The organism is Bradyrhizobium yuanmingense (genome assembly GCF_029167105.1).
Lineage (GTDB): Bacteria > Pseudomonadota > Alphaproteobacteria > Rhizobiales > Xanthobacteraceae > Bradyrhizobium > Bradyrhizobium yuanmingense_A.
The window spans coordinates 219,689-238,643 of sequence record NZ_JARFML010000012.1; the positions used below are offsets into that span (position 1 = coordinate 219,689).

The 18,955-nt window shown below is 65.1% G+C and carries 17 protein-coding genes, 1 tRNA gene and 1 pseudogene; 8 read left to right on the plus strand and 11 right to left on the minus strand.

Going from position 1 to position 18,955, the window contains the following annotated elements:
• Positions 1–168 precede the first annotated feature (168 nt).
• A complete protein-coding gene (locus tag P0R31_RS18110) occupies positions 169–345 on the minus strand; it encodes a hypothetical protein (protein WP_275515277.1) in 177 nt (58 codons plus the stop codon).
• On the opposite strand from P0R31_RS18110, the gene P0R31_RS18115 reads away from it, so the two are divergent.
• Positions 344–1,111 carry a hypothetical protein gene (locus P0R31_RS18115; RefSeq protein ID WP_275515279.1) on the plus strand — a complete coding sequence of 256 codons (768 nt, stop codon included), beginning with the start codon at positions 344–346 and terminating at the stop codon, positions 1,109–1,111. The two genes, P0R31_RS18110 and P0R31_RS18115, sit on opposite strands and share 2 nt — an antisense overlap.
• A 60-nt stretch (positions 1,112–1,171) precedes the next feature.
• On the opposite strand, the gene P0R31_RS18120 is transcribed toward P0R31_RS18115, so the two are convergent.
• Positions 1,172–1,942 carry an alpha/beta fold hydrolase gene (locus tag P0R31_RS18120; protein ID WP_275515304.1) on the minus strand — a complete coding sequence of 257 codons (771 nt, stop codon included), beginning with the start codon at positions 1,940–1,942 and terminating at the stop codon, positions 1,172–1,174.
• Positions 1,943–2,104: 162 nt separating this feature from the next.
• The gene (locus P0R31_RS18125) at positions 2,105–2,569 is read right to left on the minus strand and encodes an Hsp20 family protein (RefSeq protein ID WP_271545705.1); all 465 of its coding nucleotides are present in this window, start codon (positions 2,567–2,569) and stop codon (positions 2,105–2,107) included.
• 216 nt (positions 2,570–2,785) lie between these two features.
• Here P0R31_RS18125 and P0R31_RS18130 point away from each other — a divergent pair, with 216 nt between their 5' ends.
• Complete coding sequence (locus tag P0R31_RS18130; protein WP_275515280.1) at positions 2,786–3,733, plus strand: alpha/beta hydrolase; 948 nt, start codon at positions 2,786–2,788, stop codon at positions 3,731–3,733.
• A gap of 157 nt (positions 3,734–3,890) precedes the next feature.
• On the opposite strand, the gene P0R31_RS18135 is transcribed toward P0R31_RS18130, so the two are convergent.
• Positions 3,891–6,656 carry a di-heme-cytochrome C peroxidase gene (locus P0R31_RS18135; RefSeq protein ID WP_275515281.1) on the minus strand — a complete coding sequence of 922 codons (2,766 nt, stop codon included), beginning with the start codon at positions 6,654–6,656 and terminating at the stop codon, positions 3,891–3,893.
• A gap of 184 nt (positions 6,657–6,840) precedes the next feature.
• Entirely contained in the window at positions 6,841–8,637 is a 1,797-nt protein-coding gene (locus tag P0R31_RS18140; protein WP_275515282.1) for an adenylate/guanylate cyclase domain-containing protein, read from the minus strand.
• A 235-nt stretch (positions 8,638–8,872) separates the two neighbouring features.
• On the opposite strand from P0R31_RS18140, the gene P0R31_RS18145 reads away from it, so the two are divergent.
• Entirely contained in the window at positions 8,873–9,505 is a 633-nt protein-coding gene (locus P0R31_RS18145) for a LysE family translocator (RefSeq protein ID WP_275515283.1), read from the plus strand.
• 5 nt (positions 9,506–9,510) lie between these two features.
• Here the strand turns inward: P0R31_RS18145 and P0R31_RS18150 are convergent, their stop codons facing one another.
• Positions 9,511–10,263: a sulfite exporter TauE/SafE family protein gene (locus P0R31_RS18150; RefSeq protein WP_275515284.1), complete on the minus strand. Its 753-nt coding sequence runs from the start codon at positions 10,261–10,263 to the stop codon at positions 9,511–9,513.
• A gap of 93 nt (positions 10,264–10,356) precedes the next feature.
• On the opposite strand from P0R31_RS18150, the gene P0R31_RS18155 reads away from it, so the two are divergent.
• Positions 10,357–11,247: a LysR substrate-binding domain-containing protein gene (locus P0R31_RS18155; protein ID WP_275515285.1), complete on the plus strand. Its 891-nt coding sequence runs from the start codon at positions 10,357–10,359 to the stop codon at positions 11,245–11,247.
• 66 nt (positions 11,248–11,313) lie between these two features.
• Here the strand turns inward: P0R31_RS18155 and hisN are convergent, their stop codons facing one another.
• Positions 11,314–12,096 (minus strand): histidinol-phosphatase, encoded by a 783-nt coding sequence (gene hisN / locus P0R31_RS18160; RefSeq protein WP_275515287.1) that lies wholly within the window; start codon positions 12,094–12,096, stop codon positions 11,314–11,316.
• 538 nt (positions 12,097–12,634) lie between these two features.
• On the minus strand, positions 12,635–13,525 hold the full coding sequence (locus tag P0R31_RS18165; RefSeq protein WP_275515288.1) for an N-formylglutamate amidohydrolase: 891 nt from the start codon (positions 13,523–13,525) through the stop codon (positions 12,635–12,637).
• Between the two features lie 333 nt (positions 13,526–13,858).
• On the opposite strand from P0R31_RS18165, the gene cpdR reads away from it, so the two are divergent.
• The 3 genes from cpdR (at position 13,859) to P0R31_RS18180 (ending at position 15,023) form a co-directional block, all read left to right on the plus strand.
• The gene (cpdR, locus tag P0R31_RS18170) at positions 13,859–14,218 is read left to right on the plus strand and encodes a cell cycle two-component system response regulator CpdR (protein ID WP_007597092.1); all 360 of its coding nucleotides are present in this window, start codon (positions 13,859–13,861) and stop codon (positions 14,216–14,218) included.
• Positions 14,219–14,290: 72 nt separating this feature from the next.
• Positions 14,291–14,365: transfer RNA gene (locus P0R31_RS18175), tRNA-Val, on the plus strand.
• A 199-nt stretch (positions 14,366–14,564) separates the two neighbouring features.
• Positions 14,565–15,023 carry an L-2-amino-thiazoline-4-carboxylic acid hydrolase gene (locus P0R31_RS18180; protein WP_275515290.1) on the plus strand — a complete coding sequence of 153 codons (459 nt, stop codon included), beginning with the start codon at positions 14,565–14,567 and terminating at the stop codon, positions 15,021–15,023.
• A gap of 100 nt (positions 15,024–15,123) precedes the next feature.
• Here P0R31_RS18180 and P0R31_RS18185 read toward each other — a convergent pair whose 3' ends face one another.
• Both P0R31_RS18185 and P0R31_RS18190 read right to left on the minus strand, forming a co-directional pair.
• The gene (locus P0R31_RS18185; RefSeq protein WP_275515291.1) at positions 15,124–15,600 is read right to left on the minus strand and encodes an NUDIX hydrolase; all 477 of its coding nucleotides are present in this window, start codon (positions 15,598–15,600) and stop codon (positions 15,124–15,126) included.
• 91 nt (positions 15,601–15,691) lie between these two features.
• On the minus strand, positions 15,692–16,783 hold the full coding sequence (locus P0R31_RS18190) for an enolase C-terminal domain-like protein (protein WP_275515292.1): 1,092 nt from the start codon (positions 16,781–16,783) through the stop codon (positions 15,692–15,694).
• A 192-nt stretch (positions 16,784–16,975) separates the two neighbouring features.
• Between P0R31_RS18190 and P0R31_RS18195 the strand changes: the two genes are divergently transcribed.
• Positions 16,976–18,538, plus strand: a complete 1,563-nt coding sequence (locus P0R31_RS18195; protein ID WP_275515293.1) for an adenylate/guanylate cyclase domain-containing protein — start codon at positions 16,976–16,978, stop codon at positions 18,536–18,538.
• A 319-nt stretch (positions 18,539–18,857) separates the two neighbouring features.
• Here the strand turns inward: P0R31_RS18195 and P0R31_RS18200 are convergent.
• Positions 18,858–18,955, minus strand: a pseudogene (locus tag P0R31_RS18200) (IS5/IS1182 family transposase); the annotation flags it as partial.

Below are 18,955 nucleotides of genomic sequence, written 5' to 3' on the forward strand. Positions count from 1 at the left end.
ACGGCTTGGCCTGTTGCCTTCTTGGTGCTCGAGAGCACCAACTTTCGTTGCAATCCCTATGCCGGAACCGCAAGCAAAATTGAGACAGTCTTCCTGTCCTAACCATCACCTTGCCAAATTTTTGTCTAGCACACAAGCGCGCGGAAGTCCCGATTCCGCAGAAGTCAATCAATCGCTTTCCAAAAGTTGCGCAGCCCCGGTTTTGAGGCAAACACGCCCTGATCCGGCCCCGCCGGCGCCGAAATCCCCAATGAAGCTTCGGATCAATCCTTCGGAAGGCGCGCCACGCCGCGAGAAGCGAAAGAGGGCGGCCACCGCAAGGCCTGACAGGAGCGTCTGGATCATGAAGTTTTTCACAGGATGTGTGGCCGCCGCCGTGCTGGCGCTGGGTGCCAGTGCGGGGCAGGCCCAGGTTCCCGCGAGCGGTATCGCTCGAGGGGCCGTCATCGCGGTCTCGGATTTCGACGGGCCTTACGCGCCGCCGGAGGCCGCCCCGCCGCCGCGTTATGGCTATGGCTATGGCTACGGCTACGAAGAACGCGGCCCGGCACAGGCCTTGCTGCCGTCGACGGAGGTCTACGCGGTGCTGCGCGAAAACGGCTTCTTGCCGCTCGGTATCCCGCGCCTGCGCGGCAGCGTCTACACCATCGCGGTGATCGACCGAAGCGGCGACGATGGCCGGCTGGTGATCGACGCCCGCGACGGGCGGATCATCCGCTTCATGCCTGCCTCCGACGCCTATGGCATGGCGCCCGCCTATGAGGAACGCGCGGTCGCGCCTTACGGGCCGCAAACCGCACTGCCGCCGCCGACCGTGGTCCGCGGCGGCCCGCCGCGCCCGCCGGCGTCGATCCCGCAAGTGGCAAGCCGCGCCGTGCCGCTACCGAAGGCTGCCCCGCGGCGTGCCGAGACGCCGGTCGCCGCGAAGCCGGCCGAGCCCACCGCGCAGCAGGCTCAGGCCGTGCAGGCCCAGCCGGCGCAGCAAGCCGCCGTGGTGCAAGCCAAGCCGGCCGAGGCCGCCGCGCAAGCAACCGCGCCGACCGTCGGTCAGGCCAGGCCGGCGACCATCCTGCCGACGCAGGACATGCCGGCCGCGCAGGGGCTGGACTAGACGTCAGCAAGCGGAAAGCGCCCGAGAACCTCTCGGGCGCTCTTGCGTGGAATGACTGCTTCAGCTCCGCGGATATCCTGCCGCCTCCAGGATCAGATTCGCCACCTCCTTCGGATGCGACACCAGCGAGAGGTGGCCGGCATCGAGCTCGATCGTGGTGGCGTTCATGCGCTTGGCGAGGAAGCGCTCGAAATCGGGGTTGATCGTGTAGTCGTTCTTCGACACCGCGTACCAGCTCGGCTTGGAGCGCCAGGCCGCCTCCGTGGTGCGGCCGGCGAAGATCGAGGCCGCCGTCGGCCATTGCACGGCGTAGAGCTCCTTGGCCTGCTCCGGCCTCACGCCGTTGGCGAAGTACTTCAGGAAGGCCTCTTCCGAGAGCTTGGTGTAGCCGTCGCGCTCGACGATGCCGGCGCGCGCCGGGCCGGCCGGAAACTGCTTCGAAAGCGCCACGAAATCCTCGTTGGCGTCGGGCGCGCGTGCGGCGACGTAGACGAGGCCGGTGACCTTCGGGTCGGTGCCGACCTGGCTGATCACGGTGCCGCCCCAGGAATGCGCGACCAGCACCGTCGGCCCGTCCTGCTCGGCCAGCGCCCGCATCGTCGCGTCGACGGAATCGGCAAGCGAGGACAGCGGATTCTGCACGGCCGTCACATGCAGGCCTGCAGCCTGCAGGATCGGGATCACCTCCGACCAGCTCGAGCCGTCGGCCCAGGCGCCGTGCACCAGCACGACGTTCTTCGCCTTGACCGTCTGCGGTGTCTGGGCATGAGCGAAGTTGAGGGGAGCGGCCAAAAGGCTCGCGGCGACGAAAAGGCTGCGCCAGAGTGACATGATCTTCATCTTCTCCGTGTTTTTGGTTGGATGTCCAAAGGACGGAGAGCGAGGCGACGGTGTTACGCCTTCACCGTTCTGTGATGCAGTGCAACGAAAAAAACGCCCCGGGGCACCGGGGCGTTTTCGCAAGCTGGAAGTCGCTGGGTTTGGTCGCCTGGCTCAGGCGGCCTGCGCGGCGGAGTTCTCGATCACCTGCGCCTTGGCGCCGGCGTTGATCGCGATCTGGCGCGGCTTCTTGGCCTCGGGAATCTCGCGGACGAGGTCGACGTGAAGCAACCCGTTCTCGAGCGAGGCGTCCTTCACCTGCACGAAGTCGGCAAGCTGGAAGGCGCGCTCGAAGGCACGGGCGGCGATGCCGCGGTAGAGCACTTCGGATTTCGAGTTCTCGTTCGCGACCTTCTCGCCCTTGATCGTCAGCGTGTTTTCCTTGGCGACGATGGAGAGCTCATCCTTGGCAAAGCCCGAAACCGCAACGGTGATGCGGTAGGCGTTCTCGCCGGTGCGCTCGATGTTGTAGGGGGGATAACCGGGGCTGCCGTCGGAGCTGGTCTGGTCGAGCAGGTTGAAGAGACGGTCGAAGCCGACGGTGGAACGATAGAACGGAGTGAGATCGTAGGTACGCATGGTCAAGTCCTCCATTGAGCGACTGTTGGTAACCCGCCCGCCAACCGGGCCGGGCTTTAGTCTGTGTGCAGCCTGATGTTCCGGTTCCGAAACACTGGTAGCGGCCTGCACGAAGGTGATATGGGTGGAACGAGACGGCGTTCAAGAGGGCGGGACAGGCGCCTTTTCGGCGCTTTGGCCCCTTGATTTGCAGCACTTCCCGCCCAAGCACGCCCAATGACGCTGGTCTCGATTCCCGCCAATCCGGTCCCCGAAAACGTCGTCAGCGGTACCATCAAGACCCCTGATGGCGTCGAGCTGCGCTTTGCGCGCTGGGCGCCGCCGGCGAACCGCAAGGGTACGGTCTGCGTCTTCACCGGGCGCAGCGAGCAGATCGAGAAATATTTCGAGACCGTGCGCGACCTGCGTGACCGCGGCTTTGCGGTGGCGATGATCGACTGGCGCGGGCAGGGCCATTCGTCGCGCCGCCTACGCGATCCGCGCAAAGGCTATGTGCGTGACTTCGCCGATTTCGAGATCGACGTCGAGACCTTCGTGCAGCAGGTGGTGCTGCCGGATTGCCCGCCGCCATTCTTCGCGCTCGCCCATTCCATGGGCGGCACGGTGCTGCTGCGGGTGGCGCATGCCGGCAAGCGCTGGTTCGACCGCATGGTGCTGTCTGCGCCGATGATCGACCTGCCCGGGCGCACCACCTCGCTGCCGGTGCGTGCGCTGCTCAAGACGATGCGCCTGCTCGGGCAGGGCGGCCGCTACGTTCCCGGCGGCAGCGACCGCCTCACCGGGCTCGAACCCTTCATCAACAATCCCCTGACCAGCGATCCGATCCGCTATGCGCGCAACGCCGCGATCCTGGAGGAAGACCCGACGCTCGGACTGGCCTCGCCGACGGTCGCCTGGGCCGATACCGCCTTCCGCGCGATGCACACCTTCAAGCGCGTGAACTACCCCTCCCAGATCCGCCAGCCGATCCTGATGCTGGCGGCCTCCAACGATACCGTGGTCTCGACCGCGGCGATCGAGGAATTCGCCTATCATTTGCGCGCCGGCTCCCATCTCGTGATCGCCGGTGCCAAGCACGAGATCCTCCAGGAGCAGGACCGCTACCGCGCGCAGTTCTGGGCCGCCTTCGACGCCTTCGTGCCGGGCACGCCACTGTTCAAGTGAGAAGACGGTGCGCTCCCTCGCCCCGTTCTTACGGGGAGAGGGTTGGGGTGAGGGGCCTCTCTCCGCACGCGAGATCGTCGAGAGACCGGTACCCCCTCACCCGGATCGCAAGAGCGATCCGACCTCTCCCCGCAAGCGGGGAGAGGTGAAAAGCAGCTTACAGCGTCTTCAGATACTCGATCAGGTCGTAGCGCTCGGCGTCGTCCCTGAACATGCGGCCGATGACGCCGGGGCGCTTCGGCTCGCCGTCCTTGCGCTCGAAGGAATGGCCGAGCACGCTGTTGCCCTGGATCGGCTTGCCGTCGGAGCCGGTCGCGGAGAATTCCGTTTCACCGGTCTTGCAGCGCTCGTTGGCGGTGACTGCGAAACCGACGGTGTCGGGGTCGTAGTCGCGGCGGCCCATGCAGAATTTTTGCGGGCGTTCGTTCTGCGGCTTCAGCAGCCAGTACAGCGAAGGCACCGAGCCGTTGTGCAGGTAAGGCGCGGTGGCCCAGATGCCGTTCAAGGGCCGCGCGCGATAGCGCGGGTCAGGCGCCGGATTGAGACAGTTCTTGCGCGCCATATTCCACATTTGCGCCCGTTCGGCCTCCGGGATCTTCTCGTCGTCCATCCATTTGCGGGCGACGAGATCGACCACCGTCATGAGCCCGAGTGCATAGACCATCTCGTTGGGCGATTTGCTGGCGGTCGGGATCTCGCACTGCCACCACGTCTGCAGGTCAGCCGTGTTGACTTTCAGAAAGCCGGGCACGTCGACGGTCCGCTTGCTGAGAACGAGGGACTGCTCGGGATCGGTCTTGATCTCGTCGAGCGGGATGGTCACCGCATTCAGCACCTTGCTGTCGCCGCTCGGCTCCCAGCGCTTCGACGACCAGAAGGCCGGGGTGTTGATGTCAGGCAGATGGCATCCGGAGCACATCTCTGCGTAGATGGCGCGGCCGCGTTCGACCCGATCGGGCTTCAGCTTCCAGGCATCCCCGAGGATGTGCGAGGGCCATTTCGGTGCGAGCAGGCCGCCGAACTTCGGACCATCAGCCGCCTTGAATGGATCGGGGCCTCTGAGCATGTCCTCGATCCAGCCGAGCGTCCTGATGTTCACCGAGGAGCGCCATAGCCTGTCCTGCGGATAGGCGTCGGACAAATTGAGCAGCGCCGTCACGCCGAGGGCTTCGCCGGCGTTGCGGATCAGCGGCTGCTCGATCGAGGCGTCGTACTGGGCGAATTTGAACCAGGGCACTGTCCAGATCGCGGGATAGCTGACCGGCGCGTCCTGGGCGTGCAGGTTCTTCTCGAATCCCTTGACCCCGCTCATTGCAAGGTCCTGCGAAAACACCTGGTTGCCGATGCGGTTGAGGGCATCGAGGCGGCCGAACCCTTCCTCGGTGTCCTGCTGCTGCTTGCCGTCCCAGGTCGTCTTGCCCTCGATCGTCTTCTCGTAGGTCTTGGCCCAGTCGATCAGGAAGCTGCCGATCGTGCTCAGCTTCTGCTTGAGCGCAGCGCGGTCCGCCTTGCTGGCGTCGGGGCCGAGCACGCGATCGGCAAAACGCTGGAAGCGGAACGGGACGTAGAGCGTATAGGCGATCGACAGGCCGGTTGCGAGCTCGAGCTTCTTCAGGTCGGTCATCGCCGGGCCGCCGTCGAAGCGGACGTCGATGCCTTGATAATGGATCTGGCCGGTATGACAGGCGGCGCAGGTCAGCCCGATCATGTCGTCCTCGCGGCGGCTCGTCGCGGGATCGACCACGCCGGTCATGCGCGCGAAGCCGACCGGCAGGCCGTCGACATTCTCCGCCGACGTCCAGCGCGTCGACCAGTCCGATGCTTGCGTGGTCTCGTAGACATTGGCGTAGCCGAAGCGGCGCAGCGTCGCCGTGTCGGTCTGGATCGTCTGCGGGCTCGGGATGAAGCCAAAGCGTTCGAGATAGGCGCTGTCCTTGATCAGGCCCGGTTTGGAGAACAGGTGGAGCCGCGGCTGCTCCAGCGCCACGAACCACTCATAGGGCACCGGGAACGTCGCGGTGCCCTGGCTGGCGTGGTGGAACCAGTGTCGGTCCTTGAGCGACCAGTTTTGCTCGAGCCAATATGCAGCCTTGGTTTCGGGCATCGCCGGCAGGGGCGGCGGCAGGAGATTCACCAGCACGCCCTTCTGCGGCAGCATGGCACGAACCTGGTTGGGGAATTCGGCGACCGCGACCAGGGCGGCGAGGCCGAGGCCGATGACGAACGCCGTGAGTGCGACCGCCCAGCGAAAGCGGAGCTGACAGGACGACAGCAGCGGCTGCGATGCGATCCGCTGATTGATGCGGTCGGGGAATTGGCGCTGTTCGAACAGCGTGCGCACGTCGGCCACGCTGAGATAGCGCTCTTCGCCCTGCTTGCCCTTGCCGATGATCTTCAAAAGTATGGGCCATTCGAACTTCATCAGCAGCGGGTAGTACCAGCGAGCGGCGCTGCCGGCGCGCTCGAGGTTGTCGCGCATGAAGGTCTTGATTTCCGCGGCGTTGAGGCCGGGCTCGCTGCTGCCGGTGTTCGGGTCGGTGTAGCTTCGGCCGAAGCTCGCGAGCCGCGCGATCTCGTCCTCGTCGACCTTGCCGTCGACGCCGAGGATGCGCGAGCCGGCGCCGCGCTTGTCCAGCGGGCCGCCGCGCAGCGCGTCGAGCTGCGCGCCCGAAAAGATGCTCTTCAGAATGTGCTTGACGCCGTTGGCGATCATCGCGACGCCGCGGACCTGGATGCGGGCCGAGACCTTCTTCACCCCCGTCTCACCAGTCGCATTGGCGATGGTCTGCGACAGCGTGTTGAGCGGGACGGTGCCGCCCTCGACGAAGCCCTCGCCGACGAGGCCGCGCAGGAACGGGCAGGGATTGTTCGGCGAGACTTGAATTGAAGGGGCGAAGGGCGGTTTCGAAACGGGGTCGTGCATGGCCCTAATCCTGAAAACAGCGAATCGTGGAAATCAGCCGCGCCGTTAGAGCGCGGAAAGTCCTAACAAACCGACAGCACGATATACTACTTCAGCGTGTGACGAAGTGTGGCCCATTTCACTGTCGTGTCAACAAGGAGCAGGCGCTCGCACCGGAACCACGTCGGGCCTGCGGCCCTTTGGTTCAGGATTCGGCGGCCCGTTTCACGTCGCTCTGCACCAGCGTCAGCTTGCCGAGTGGCACGCCGGCCTTCAGCAGCCCCTCGCGATAATGGGCGATATCCTCGGGCCGCTTCCAGTGGAAGTTGCGGAAGTGCCTGTCGACGTTCAGCGTTGGATAATTTGCCATCAGCACGCTCACGGCTTCGCTGGCCTCGTCGCTTCGCCCGAGCTGCGCCAGCGCCGCGGCGCGGATCGCCAGCGCCTGCATGTGATTCGGGTTGATGTAGAGCTGCTCGCGGGCCCACGACAGGGTCGCGTCATATTGGCGCAACAAATAATGGCTGAACGCGTTCAGCGCCGCCCATTGGTAGCGCGGGTCGCTGTTGTCGCGCTGCGACGCCATCGAGAACAGCTCGATCGCCTCGCGATGCTCGCCGATCATGAAATGGCAGATGCCAAGCACGCCGCGCGCGCCATTGTCGTAAGGGTTGAGCGCGACCGCGCGCTTGGCGGCGTCCATTGCCGCCTCGTGATGCCCCTCCAGCGAATGGGCCCAGGACAGGATCGAGAACGCGAAGGAGGAGCGCGGGTCGAGCCGCACGCTGGTCTCGGCGAGGTTCATCGCCTCGGCCCACATCTCGCGCGTGCCCTTGACCCAGCCGAACTGGATGCTCTGGATCTGGATCGTGGCGAGATAGGCATGCGCGATTGACAATTTGGGATCGAGCCGGATGGCCTCGCGGAATAGGTCGACCGCGGCAGCCAGATCCTCCTTGGTTTGACGATAGTAGTGCGATAGCCCCTTGAGAAAGCGGTCCCAGGCGCTCACGTCGGTCGAGAGCCGCGCCGGCGCGGAGGCTTCGGCGCGAACGATCTCGGTGGCGATGGCTGCGGACAGGCTGGTGGTGATCTCGTCCTGCATCGCGAACAGGTCGCCGATGTCGCGGTCGTAGCGGCCGGTCCAGAGCTGCTCGCCGGTCTCCGGCGCAATCAGCTCGGCGGTGACGCGGATCTTGGCACCGGCGCGGCGCACCGAGCCCTGGATCAGATAGGTGGCGTCGATCTCGCGCGCGATCAGCCGGGTGCCCACGTTCTTGCCCTTGAAGGCGAAGGTCGAGTTGCGGCTCAGCACCCGATAGAAGGATTGCAGCGACAGCGCGTGGATCAGGTCCTCGGTCAGGCCGTCGGAGAAATATTCGTCCTGGGCGTCGCTGAGATTGGCGAAGGGCAGCACGCCGACGATGGCGGTACGGTACTGCTGCGACAGCGCCGAGGCCTCCCGGAGCTCGGGAGCAAGCGCGGGCGCGCCCTCGGGCGTCCAGGTAAAGACCCCGATCGCGTCCTTGATGTTCTTGAAGCGATGGTTGCCGGCATCGGTCAGCGGCACGGTGAGATGCTTGCTCGCCTCCCGGTAGGCCTTGGCCGAGATCGCGAAGCCGCCGGGGCTCGCCACCGATTCCAGACGGACGGCGATGTTGACGTCGTCGCCGAAGACCTCGTCCTCGTCGGCGATGACGTCGCCCATGTGGATGCCGAGCCGGAACTGCATGGCGCGGTCGGCCGGCAGATGGCGGTTGCGTTCGGCCATCAGCGTTTGCATCGCGATCGCCGCCTCGGCGGCGCCGACGATCGAGGCGAATTCCAGCAGGAAGCCGTCGCCGGTGTTCTTCACGACGCGGCCGCCGTGGTTGAGGATGATGGGATGGATCGCGGCGCGATGGGCCTTGAAGGCGGCATGCGTGCCGGCCTCGTCGCTGCCCATCATGCGCGAATAGCCGGCGACATCGGCGCAGACGATGGCGGCCAGACGTCTTTCCATATCCGCAGAGCTCCAACGGGACTTGGGTCGAGAATCCGGGACCGGCCCCAGCGTGGCGGTTGCCGCGACTCCCGCATTTCAAGAACCCCGCCTTTATAGAGCAGATGCGCCGCAGCGGAAGCATGATCCGCATTGCAAATTCGAGGTAAATCCTCCGCAATCCCGGCGGTGGACGGGAACGGGCGAACCGACTAAGCGGAACCAGGACCGCCAGGACGGCCGCGGAGGCACCCTCATGCTGGGCATTCACGAGATTGGGCTTTTCATCCTGTCGGGCGTGCTGCTCAACATCACGCCGGGGCCGGATTCGGTCTATGTGATCGGCCGCAGCATGCAGATGGGCTGGCGGGGCGGCGCCGCTGCCGCCCTGGGCATCAGTTGCGGCTGCTTCGTCCATGTCGCGGGCGCGGCGATCGGGCTTTCGGCTTTGCTGATGGCCTCGTCGACGGCCTTCTCCATCCTGAAGCTGGTCGGCGCGGCCTATCTCGTCGTCACCGGGCTTCAGATGCTGTGGTCGCGCCCGACGCTGGCTTCAGACCTGGACGAGCCGGTGCAGAGCTCGCTGCGCCGGGTCTTCCTCCAGGGCGTCTTCACCAACGCGCTCAATCCCAAGGTCGCGCTGTTCTTCCTCGCCTTCCTGCCGCAATTCGTCGCAGCCGATGCGCCGCACAAGCCGCTCGCCTTCCTGACGCTCGGCCTGATCTTCATCTTTACGGGGACGCTGTGGTGCCTGGTGCTCGCCGCGTTCGCCGCCAGGGCCGCGCACCGGCTGCGCAAGTCCGAGGGCGCGATCGCCTGGGTCAACCGCGCGCTCGGCGGCCTCTTCATCTATCTCGGCATCCGTGTCGCCATGCTGGAGACACGGTAGCTCCTTTAAGCGAATTCCTTCGCCAGCGCGCTGCCGGCCAGATACAGGCCGAGCAGGATCATCGCGATCAGGAACCAGCGGCGAAACGCTTCCGCCGGCATCCGCGCCCGCACCGATTGGCCGATGAACATGCCGGCAAAGGCCATGGCGAGTCCGATCGCGCCCGGCACGACATTGGCCGGCGTGAGCAGTCCGACCGCGGTCAGGTTGAAGGCGAGCGCCAGCGTCGCGGTGGTGAAAAACACCCCGAGCGCCTGCACCAGTTCGTCCTTTTCCATGCCGATCGCCTGCATGAACGGCATCGACGGGATCACCTGCACGCCGGTCGAGGCCGAGATCACGCCGGTGACGACGCCGACCACGCCGCCGACCCATTTCTCGTTCTCGGGCGCGACGCGGAAGTGGAACTTGTTCAGGCCGATCACGGCGTAGACGACGAGCAGGGCGCCGAGCACGATCGTGCCGTAGCGCGCATGCGGCCCGGTCAGCGCGCCGGCATTGAGCCAGCAGCCGACCACGGTGCCGATCATCAGCGGCCACAGCCGCCGCAGGATGTCGCGCAAATAAGGGCCGACGAAGGTCTGCCAGATGTTGGTGATGATGGCCGGCACGATCACGATGGCGATGGCGCGGCTCGGCGCCATGCTCACCGCAAGCAGCCCCATCGACACCGTCGGCAGGCCGAGCCCGACCACGCCCTTGACGAATCCGGCGAGCAGGAACACGGCGGCGATGAGGATGAGCAGCGGGTCGATCATGCCAGCACATTGACCGAAGCCGCGCCGGCGCACAATCTGGAGGTTACGGAGATAGCCTTCGCTCCAAGCGAAGGCTGAGGAGACACACACGCCATGCGCTTCGATCTCGTCGATCTCCAGCTCTTCATCGCGGTCGCCGACCAGCGCAGCATCACCCGCGGCGCGGAGCGATCACATCTGGCTTTGGCCTCGGCCAGCGCGCGCATCAAGGGGCTCGAGGATGCGCTCGGCGTCACGCTACTCAAGCGCGGGCGCCGCGGCGTCGAGTTGACCGCGGCCGGCGAGAGCCTGCTCGATCATGCAAGGCTGGTCATCCATCAGATCGACGCCATGCGCGGCGATCTCGCCGGCTTTGCCAGCGGCGTGCGCGCCAGCGTGCATTTCCTTGCCAACACGTCGGGCCTGTCGGAGCATCTACCGAAGGCGCTCGCCGGCTTCCTGCGCCAGCATCGCGACGTCGCCGTCGACATCGAGGAGCGGGAGAGCACCGATATCGCGGCGGCGATCACCGCAGGCGCCGCCGATCTCGGCTTCGCCGCCGAGCACGCGCTGCCCGAGCATATCGAGCGCTTTCCCTTCAGCGAGGATCGCCTGACGCTGGTGACGTCGAAACGCGGCCCGTTCGCCGGCCGCCGCCAGATCGACTTTCAGGAGGCGGTGGCTTGCGACTTCGTCGGCCTCACCAGCGCCACCGCGCTCCAGATGCACATCTCGAAGCACGCCGCGCGGCTCGGCATGCGGCCGCATTTCCGCGCGCGCCTGCGCGACTTCGACGCGATCTGCCAGATGGTCGCGGCCGATGTCGGCGTGGCGCTGGTGCCCGAAGCCGCCGCCCGCCGCTGCGCCAAGACCATGCCGCTCGTCATGGTCCGCCTACGCGACGCCTGGGCCAACCGCCGCCTCGTGATCTGCGCGCGCAGCTTCAAGGCGCTGCCAAGGCCGGCCAAGCTGCTGGTGGAGCATCTCAGGGCCGAGGCGGTGTGAGCTGGTTGCACGCTGGCGGCGCGCTCCCTCTCGCGCTCGATCGGCTTGGTCGGAGCTTGAGAGTCGTTACTGGTTCAAAAGCTTCAACGCTTCCTCGTGCACCCGCGCGTCCCCGGCAGCGATGATGCGGCCGCCGCCCTGGGCCGGCTTGCCTTCCCAGGTGGTGACGACGCCGCCGGCGCCGGTCACGATCGGGATCAGTGCCGCGATGTCATAGGGCTTCAGCTCGGTCTCGACCACGAGGTCGACGTGGCCCGCGGCAAGCATGCAATAGGAGTAGCAGTCGCCGCCATAGCGCGACAGCCGCGCGCTCTTCTCGATGTGGCCGAAGATGGCGCGGTCGCGCTCGTTCATCAGCAGGGGGCTGGTGGTGTAGGTCGTGGCCTCCGACACCGACGCGCAGCGGCGGACCTGGAGCCGGCGCTCGCCCGAGGGCCCTCTATAATTGGCCGAACCGTTGTCGCCGGAAAAGCGCTCGCCGATGAACGGCTGGTGCATCATGCCGAACACCGGCGTGCCCTTGTGCAACAGCGCGATCAGCGTGCCCCAGATCGGAAAGCCGCCGATGAAGGATTTGGTGCCGTCGATGGGGTCGAGCACCCAGACGTAGTCGGCGTCCTCGCGCTCGTTGCCGAATTCCTCGCCGACGATGCCGTGCTGGGGGAAGTTGGCCTTGATCAGCCGCCGCATCACCGCCTCGGCGGCACGGTCGGCCTCCGTCACGGGGTCGAAATCCTTGGTCTTGCTCTTGTCGTCGATCGACAGCGAGGTGCGGAAGAACGGCAGGATGGTTTCGCCGGAGGCGGTGGCGAGCCGGCCGATGAAGGCGGAGAAGTCGATCACCGTCACAGGCGAAATCCTCGAAGCGAAGTTGGAGAGCTTGCCTCCTGCCTAGCTCAATTCGCCTGCCGCGTGCAGCGCTGTCTTGATGTTGCTCCCTGGTATTTTGGATGCCGAGGCGGGCTGCCCCATTCCAGTCATCTGCTGGCCAAATATCGATCATGGAGTTGAAATCTTAGTTCCGACCTTGCCTTGTTCGTATGCAAATGACTATCAACCCATTGAATTTCCTTATCAAAGAAACTGAATCTGGGTTTCCATAGAAGCAACTGAGCCATGTGCGATTTGCATGGGAAACCGCGCAAAAGCCCTTGCACTTTGTGCGTCGCGGTCGCATATTGTTGCGGTGCGGTAGCGCCTCGCGTTACCGCTGCCCTCCTTGGGCGTTTCCTCCCTAGACTTGGGCCGCTTGCGTCATTCGCGAGCGGCCCTTTTTTCTTGCCCGTTTCTTGCGCGCCGCCGTTTTCATTTGGAGCGCGCAAGCTTGCGAAGCGAAAATGCACTCGCGCGCAAGGCCTCGTCGATTTGAGAGAGAGAGAAGCTGGTCCTATTCCGCCGCGGCCTGGAACGGGCCGAGGTCGGCGAACGGAATCGTGGTCGCCAGCACGTCGGCGAGAACGCCGAAATCGGCGGCCACCTGCGCAAAGCGGGCGCTGCGCTCGCGCCGCCGCTCGTCCATGTAGATCGCGCGGTTGAGCTCGAGCTGCACGGCGTGCAGGCCGCTCGCGGGATTGCCGTAATGCTCGGTGATGAAGCCGCCGGCATAGGGCTTGTTGCGGCCGATCGAATAGCCGAGCCCGCTCATGGTCTCCTCGACGCGATCGGGCAGTAGCGGCGTGCAGCTGGTGCCGTAGCGATCGCCGATCACGACGTCGGGCCGGCGCGGCTCGTCCCTGCTGACGCCGACCGACGGCATCGAGTGGCAGTCGACCAGCACCACCGTGCCGAACATCTGGTGCACCTTGTTGATCAGCCGGCGCAGCGCGCGATGGTAGGGCTTGTACAGCGTCTCGATCCGTCCCAGCGCGTCGTCGACCAAGAGGCGGTCGCGATAGATCTCCTGGCCGTCGCCCACCACGCGCGGAATGGTGCCGAGGCCGCCGGCGACCCGCATCGAGCGGGTGTTGGCGAAGCTCGGCAGCCGGCCGGTGAACATGCGTGGGTCGAGCTCATAGGGCTCGCGGTTGACGTCGACATAGGAGCGGGGAAAGTTGACCCGCACCGTCGGAAAGCCGCGTGCGCTCAGATGGCCGATCAGCTCGTCCATGAACGAGTCTTCCGACCGCCGCAGCGTGGGCAGGTCGATCCGCGACGCCGCCAGGAATTCCTCAGGATAGGTCGAGCCGGAATGCGGCGAGTTGAAGATGACGGGCGCGCGCCATTCGGCAGGCTCGAAGATCTCGAAGGCTGGCGACATGTCGCCGTCAAAGCGGGTCATCTTCTCAGGCTTCGTCCCTTCGTGCCGCACGATCCGGACAAGCTCCGGGTCCAATGATTCGGCCGATCTCGCGGCTCTTATGTGTCGTCATTGTCCGGAATCGCAACCATTCTGCCAAGCGAAAAGATGTGATGGCCTCTTGGAACACGTCTTAACCGTACGGCCAGCGGGACGGGGACGCGCCGGTCCGGCTCGATTGATTCAGACCTCGTTCCGGTCCACAAAGAGCCGGCGGCGGGGCCGGCGCAGGGTTAAGATTTTCACCCCAAATTTACCCTCTGTCGGGCTTAGTGACCTCTGCTGATATCCTCTGGGGATTCGACGTTTCCTGCCATGCCAAAGATCCTGCTCGCCGAAGATGACAACGACATGCGCCGTTTCCTGGTCAAGGCGCTGGAAAACGCCGGTTTTCAGGTCTCGTCCCACGACAACGGCATGGCCGCCTATCAGCGGCTGCGGGAAGAGCCGTTCGAGATGCTGCTGACCGACATCGTCATGCCCGAGATGGACGGCATCGAGCTCGCCCGCCGGGCCTCGGAACTCGACCCTGACATCAAGATCATGTTCATCACCGGCTTTGCCGCGGTCGCCCTGAACTCGGATTCGGACGCCCCCAAGAACGCCAAGGTGCTGTCCAAGCCGGTGCATCTGCGCGAATTGGTCAGCGAAGTGAACAAGATGCTGGCGGCCTAAATCGGCCGCGTTCCGTCCTTGCGCACGCTCCCCTGAGCCGTTATAGGGACCCCACCGACGAAATGACCTCTAGGGCACGTAGCTCAGCGGGAGAGCACTACCTTGACATGGTAGGGGTCACAGGTTCGATCCCTGTCGTGCCCACCATCCTTCGCTCGCGATAGCAGAGTGAAGGATGCCGCGCCGAAGCCCAAAGGGCGTAGGCGGGCTGCCGCCGCGAGCTTCGGCTCGGCAAGCCGAGATCTCATTCCAGGCACTGTTCCTCAGCCGCTGTCCCGGATGACCCTGCACTCCATCTTGGTTACGATATCCTGGCTACGATGCAGCCTTCCATGCGAGGCCGCCCATGACCGTCTCCGTCATCGAGCAAGCAAAGATCCAGGCGCAGGTGCTGGTGCCGTTGGTCAAGGCGTTGCAGGCCGAACTCGGTGAGGCGCGTGCCAATGCGCTGGTGCGCAAGGCGCTCGGCGATCTCTATCGCCGCTTCGGCGAGGAGTTCTGGAAGGCGAAGAACGAGAGCGATCTCGGCAAGGCCGTGTCGTCGGCCTTCCGCACCTATGCCCGCGACGATGCGCTCGCTTATGACGTCATCGAGCAGACCCATGACGCGGTCGCTTTTGACGTGACGCGCTGCGCCTATGCCGAGTTCTACAAGGCCCTGGGCGAGCCGGAGCTCGGTTTCCTCCTGATCTGCACCGCGGACTTTGCCACCGCGGAAGGTTTTGGTCCCGACATCAAGCTCACGCGCACGCAGACGATCATGCAAGGCGCCCCCCATTGCGACTTCCGCTACAAGCGCGTTTAGCCCGGAGACATGACTGACAGGTGTTCGGGGACATGGTTGACACGTCAAAATCGGCTCGATTCGTCAAACAAGGGGGCGAGCGATGCCGTGGCAAGAGGTGTCAGTTATGGATCAACGGCGAGGGTTTGCTCCCGAGCAACAAGCCCTTCAGCCCGGTCGGATAGAGCTCCGGTCCGCCCTCCACGTCGAGACCGGCAAGGTCGAACCAGCGCGCGACGATTTGCTCTCCATTGTCCTCGCGGAAGTCGATGCGCTCCTGGCCGGCGAATGCGTCATCGGGAAACGCGACCTCCGCGATGAACATCACCTCGTGTCCGGTCGATCCCTCGTGCACAAAAATGTTCTCCATCACCAGCGGTTCGCCCACGATGGTGACGTCGATGCCGAGCTCTTCGTTGAATTCCCGCACCAAGGCCGCGCGCCAGCTCTCGCCGAACTCGATCTCGCCGCCGAGCGGGCGCGCGCCCTTGATCCGCCCCGCATCGTCGCGCACCTCGGCTGCCAGCAGCCGCCCGCCGCGCCAGTGCAGGCCGATCGCGACGACGCGGATGCGGGGATGGGGGCGCCATGTGGTCATGGCGGATCGTTAATCCGTGTCGCACGCTTTCGCAACGAGAGAGGAGATCGGGTGCTTGCGATGGGGAGACGAGAGACCCGTCACCTCGCGATCATCCCACCAGATACTTTTTCACCGCCGCCTCATCCCACGCAATCCCATTGCCCGGATCCTCGCTCGGCAGCGCAAAGCCGTCCTTGATCTGCAGCCGGCTCGCCAGCACCGCGTCGGCCCAGTCGACATATTCCAGCCAATGCGCGGTCGGCGTCACGCAAAGCAGATGCGCGCTGACTTCCGAGAACAGGTGCGACGACATCTCGATGCCGGCAGCATGGGCGAGCGAAGCGGCCCGCAGCCAGCCGGTGACGCCGCCGATGCGCTGGACATCAGGCATGACGTAGTCGCAGGCCTCCGCCGAGAGCGCGGCCTGCATGGAAAACGCGCTGTCAAAATTCTCGCCGATCTGGACCGGCGTCTGCAGCGCGTCGGCAATGCGGGCGCAGCCGGCATAATCGTCGTGGCGGATCGGCTCCTCGATCCAGCTAAGGCCCTCGTCGTCGAGCATCTCGCCGCGGCGGATCGCTTCGGTGACCGTCAGCGCCTGATTGTAGTCGCACATCAGCGTGACTTCGTCGCCGACGGCCTTGCGCACCGCGCGCACGACGGCGAGATCCTCCCGTGCATCGCTCCGGCCGACGCGGATCTTTGCGGCGTGAAATCCCTCGGCCAGCAGCTTGTGGGCTTCCTCCACCGCGGCGCCCGCCGGCATGATGCCGAGGCCCTTCGAATTGTAGGCGCGCACCGGCTTCGGCGCGCCGCCGAGCAGGCGGGCCAGCGGCAGGCTGCGCGTGCGCGCGAGCGCGTCCCATGCCGCCATGTCGATGCCGGATTGCGCCAGCCGCTGCAGGCCGGCGAGGCCCAGCAGCGTGAAACGCTGGCCCAGCTTTCGCTCGATCTCGAACGGCAGCAGCTCGTCGCCGGTGAGCAAGTCTGACATCTCCGTGACCATCGCCGCCAGCGGTTTCAAGGCCGAGGGCGTGAGCGAGAACAGATAGGAATGGCCCACCGCGCCCTGATCGGTTTCGCAGTCGATCAGCACCAGCGGCGCCTTGGCGACCGCCCCGGTCGCGGTCTGGAGCGGCAGGTTCATCGGCACGATCACGGGACGCGCCTGGAAGCGCTTGATGCGGACGGTCTCGGTCATGGCTCTCTCCCGGCGGAGCGGATGCAGTTCGACGCCGATCTTAAGCATCCGTGATCAAACGAAAAGGCTCCTCTGCCGACCCACCATAAAATGGGGTTGCGTGAGCCCGCGATTCTTGGCTCTGTGCCGCCGCATTCCTTGCCGCAGATTCCGAGGGGTTTGCGACAAAATCGCACACAACGGAGCCCCGACGTGAAACAAGAGATCTCCGAAGAACAGCGCAAGAGCGGCGTCCTCACGGGTGCTGCGATCGTCTTCCTCCTGCTCGCCTTGCCGGTCGCGGTGTGGCTGGACCTGACCGAGCTCAGCAAGACGGCGCTGCGGCGCCAGGCGATCGATCTCAATTCGGTGATCACGAGCGTGCGCAGCTATTACGCCTCCAACGTGGTCGGGCGCGTGCTCGCCAACCCCAACGGCAGCACCAAGGTCGTGCACAATTACGAATCCGTGCCCGGCGCGATCCCGATCCCCGCGACGTTGTCGTTGGAGCTCGGCCGGGTGATCGGCGCCCAGCAGGAGAACATCACCTATCGCTTCGTCTCGGACTTCCCGTTCCAGAACCGCGCTCCGCACCAGCTCGACAAGTTCGAGAAGGACGCGCTCGATGCGCTGCGCCGGGATCCCGAGCAGAAGATCGTGGAGACCGAGACCTCGCTGTTCAACGACAAGGTCCGCCTGGTTGCGCCCGTCACGATGGGGCCGGCTTGCGTGAGCTGCCACAACAGCCACCCCGAGAGCCCGAAGAAGGACTGGAAGGTGGGGGATGTCCGCGGCATCCAGGAGGTGATCATCGCCCAGCCCATCGCCGCCAACATCTTTTCGTTCAAGTTCCTCCTGGCCTATTTCGTGATCGCCGCCGGAAGCGGGCTTGCGTTCCTCTCGCTGCAGCGCCGCCAGGCGCGCCGTATCAAGAACATGAACAAGGAGCTGGAATCCGCCAACGACTTCCTCGCCTCGCTGTCGATGAAGATCTCGCGCTACATCCCGCCGCAGGTCTACAAGAGCATCTTCTCGGGCCAGAAGGACGTCACCATCCACACCGAGCGCAAGAAGCTCACCATCTTCTTCTCCGACATTCAGAACTTCACCGCCACCGCCGAGCGGCTGCAGCCGGAGCAGCTGACCCAGCTCCTCAACGAATATTTCACGGAGATGTCGGCGATCGCCCACGACTATGGCGGCACCATCGACAAGTTCATCGGCGACGCCATGCTGATCTTCTTCGGCGACCCCGAGACCAAGGGCGACCGGGCCGATGCGCAGGCCTGCCTGCAGATGGCCTGGCGCATGCAGCAGCGGCTTGCGGAGCTGAACGCGAAATGGCGGGCGTCGGGCATCGAGCAGCCGTTTCGCTCGCGCATGGGCATCAACTCCGGCTATTGCAATGTCGGCAATTTCGGCAGCGCCGACCGCATGGACTACACCATCATCGGTGCGGAGGCGAACCTCGCCGCGCGCCTGCAATCGATCGCCGAGCCCGGCGGCATCGTGCTGAGCTACGAGACCTTTGCGCTCGTCAGCGACATCGTCCGCGCGCATGCGCTGCCGGCGATCACGATGAAGGGCATCAGCCGCGAGGTGATCCCCTATACCGTGGACGCGCTGAACGACTCTGCCGCGGCGAACAGCGGCATCATCACCGAGCGCGCGCCGGGGCTCGAGCTCTATCTCGATCCCGCCGTGGTGAAGTCGGGCGATGCCGCGCGCGTCCGCTCGCTGCTGGAGAACGCACTGGCCTCGCTGAAGCCGGCGTGAGGAGCGGGCTCTTGATTGAACTCGGATGTTGTCAAGGGGCCGGTGCGCTCCCTCTCCCGCTTGCGGGAGAGGGTAGGGGTGAGGGCTTCCCTCCTCTTGGGGGTTCTCGATTTCGGATACATCTCTCCCCGACCCTCCCCCGCAAGCGGGAAGGGCCATCGCATATGACTTGTGGCGGCGGTTTGCGCACGCCTCGTCCTTCGAGACGGCGCTGACGCGCCTCCTCAGGATGAGGCTAATCAGCGTCAGTGCCCGTTGAAACTGCTGCCGCGCACTCCGTCCTCATCCTGAGAGCCTGACTCAAAAAGCGTAGACCTCTTCAAGGTCGGGCCAAGCGGCGAGTTAGAAGCCTCAGATGGGCGACGAGCAGCCAAGCAAGCTCGGTGGCGGCAGACCCCTCAAAGTCTTTGGAGAGAC

Excerpts from the sequence above, each read along its gene's own strand:
- P0R31_RS18140 (WP_275515282.1), bottom strand. The coding sequence starts at position 8,637 with ATGGAAAGACGTCTGGCCGCCATCGTCTGCGCCGATGTCGCCGGCTAT.
- P0R31_RS18125 (WP_271545705.1), bottom strand. The coding sequence starts at position 2,569 with ATGCGTACCTACGATCTCACTCCGTTCTATCGTTCCACCGTCGGCTTC.
- P0R31_RS18180 (WP_275515290.1), top strand. The coding sequence starts at position 14,565 with ATGACCGTCTCCGTCATCGAGCAAGCAAAGATCCAGGCGCAGGTGCTG.
- P0R31_RS18190 (WP_275515292.1), bottom strand. The coding sequence starts at position 16,783 with ATGACCGAGACCGTCCGCATCAAGCGCTTCCAGGCGCGTCCCGTGATC.
- P0R31_RS18155 (WP_275515285.1), top strand. The coding sequence starts at position 10,357 with ATGCGCTTCGATCTCGTCGATCTCCAGCTCTTCATCGCGGTCGCCGAC.
- P0R31_RS18120 (WP_275515304.1), bottom strand. The coding sequence starts at position 1,942 with ATGTCACTCTGGCGCAGCCTTTTCGTCGCCGCGAGCCTTTTGGCCGCT.
- P0R31_RS18145 (WP_275515283.1), top strand. The coding sequence starts at position 8,873 with ATGCTGGGCATTCACGAGATTGGGCTTTTCATCCTGTCGGGCGTGCTG.
- P0R31_RS18165 (WP_275515288.1), bottom strand. The coding sequence starts at position 13,525 with ATGACCCGCTTTGACGGCGACATGTCGCCAGCCTTCGAGATCTTCGAG.
- P0R31_RS18115 (WP_275515279.1), top strand. The coding sequence starts at position 344 with ATGAAGTTTTTCACAGGATGTGTGGCCGCCGCCGTGCTGGCGCTGGGT.
- P0R31_RS18185 (WP_275515291.1), bottom strand. The coding sequence starts at position 15,600 with ATGACCACATGGCGCCCCCATCCCCGCATCCGCGTCGTCGCGATCGGC.
- cpdR (WP_007597092.1), top strand. The coding sequence starts at position 13,859 with ATGCCAAAGATCCTGCTCGCCGAAGATGACAACGACATGCGCCGTTTC.
- P0R31_RS18110 (WP_275515277.1), bottom strand. The coding sequence starts at position 345 with ATGATCCAGACGCTCCTGTCAGGCCTTGCGGTGGCCGCCCTCTTTCGC.
- P0R31_RS18150 (WP_275515284.1), bottom strand. The coding sequence starts at position 10,263 with ATGATCGACCCGCTGCTCATCCTCATCGCCGCCGTGTTCCTGCTCGCC.
- P0R31_RS18130 (WP_275515280.1), top strand. The coding sequence starts at position 2,786 with ATGACGCTGGTCTCGATTCCCGCCAATCCGGTCCCCGAAAACGTCGTC.
- P0R31_RS18135 (WP_275515281.1), bottom strand. The coding sequence starts at position 6,656 with ATGCACGACCCCGTTTCGAAACCGCCCTTCGCCCCTTCAATTCAAGTC.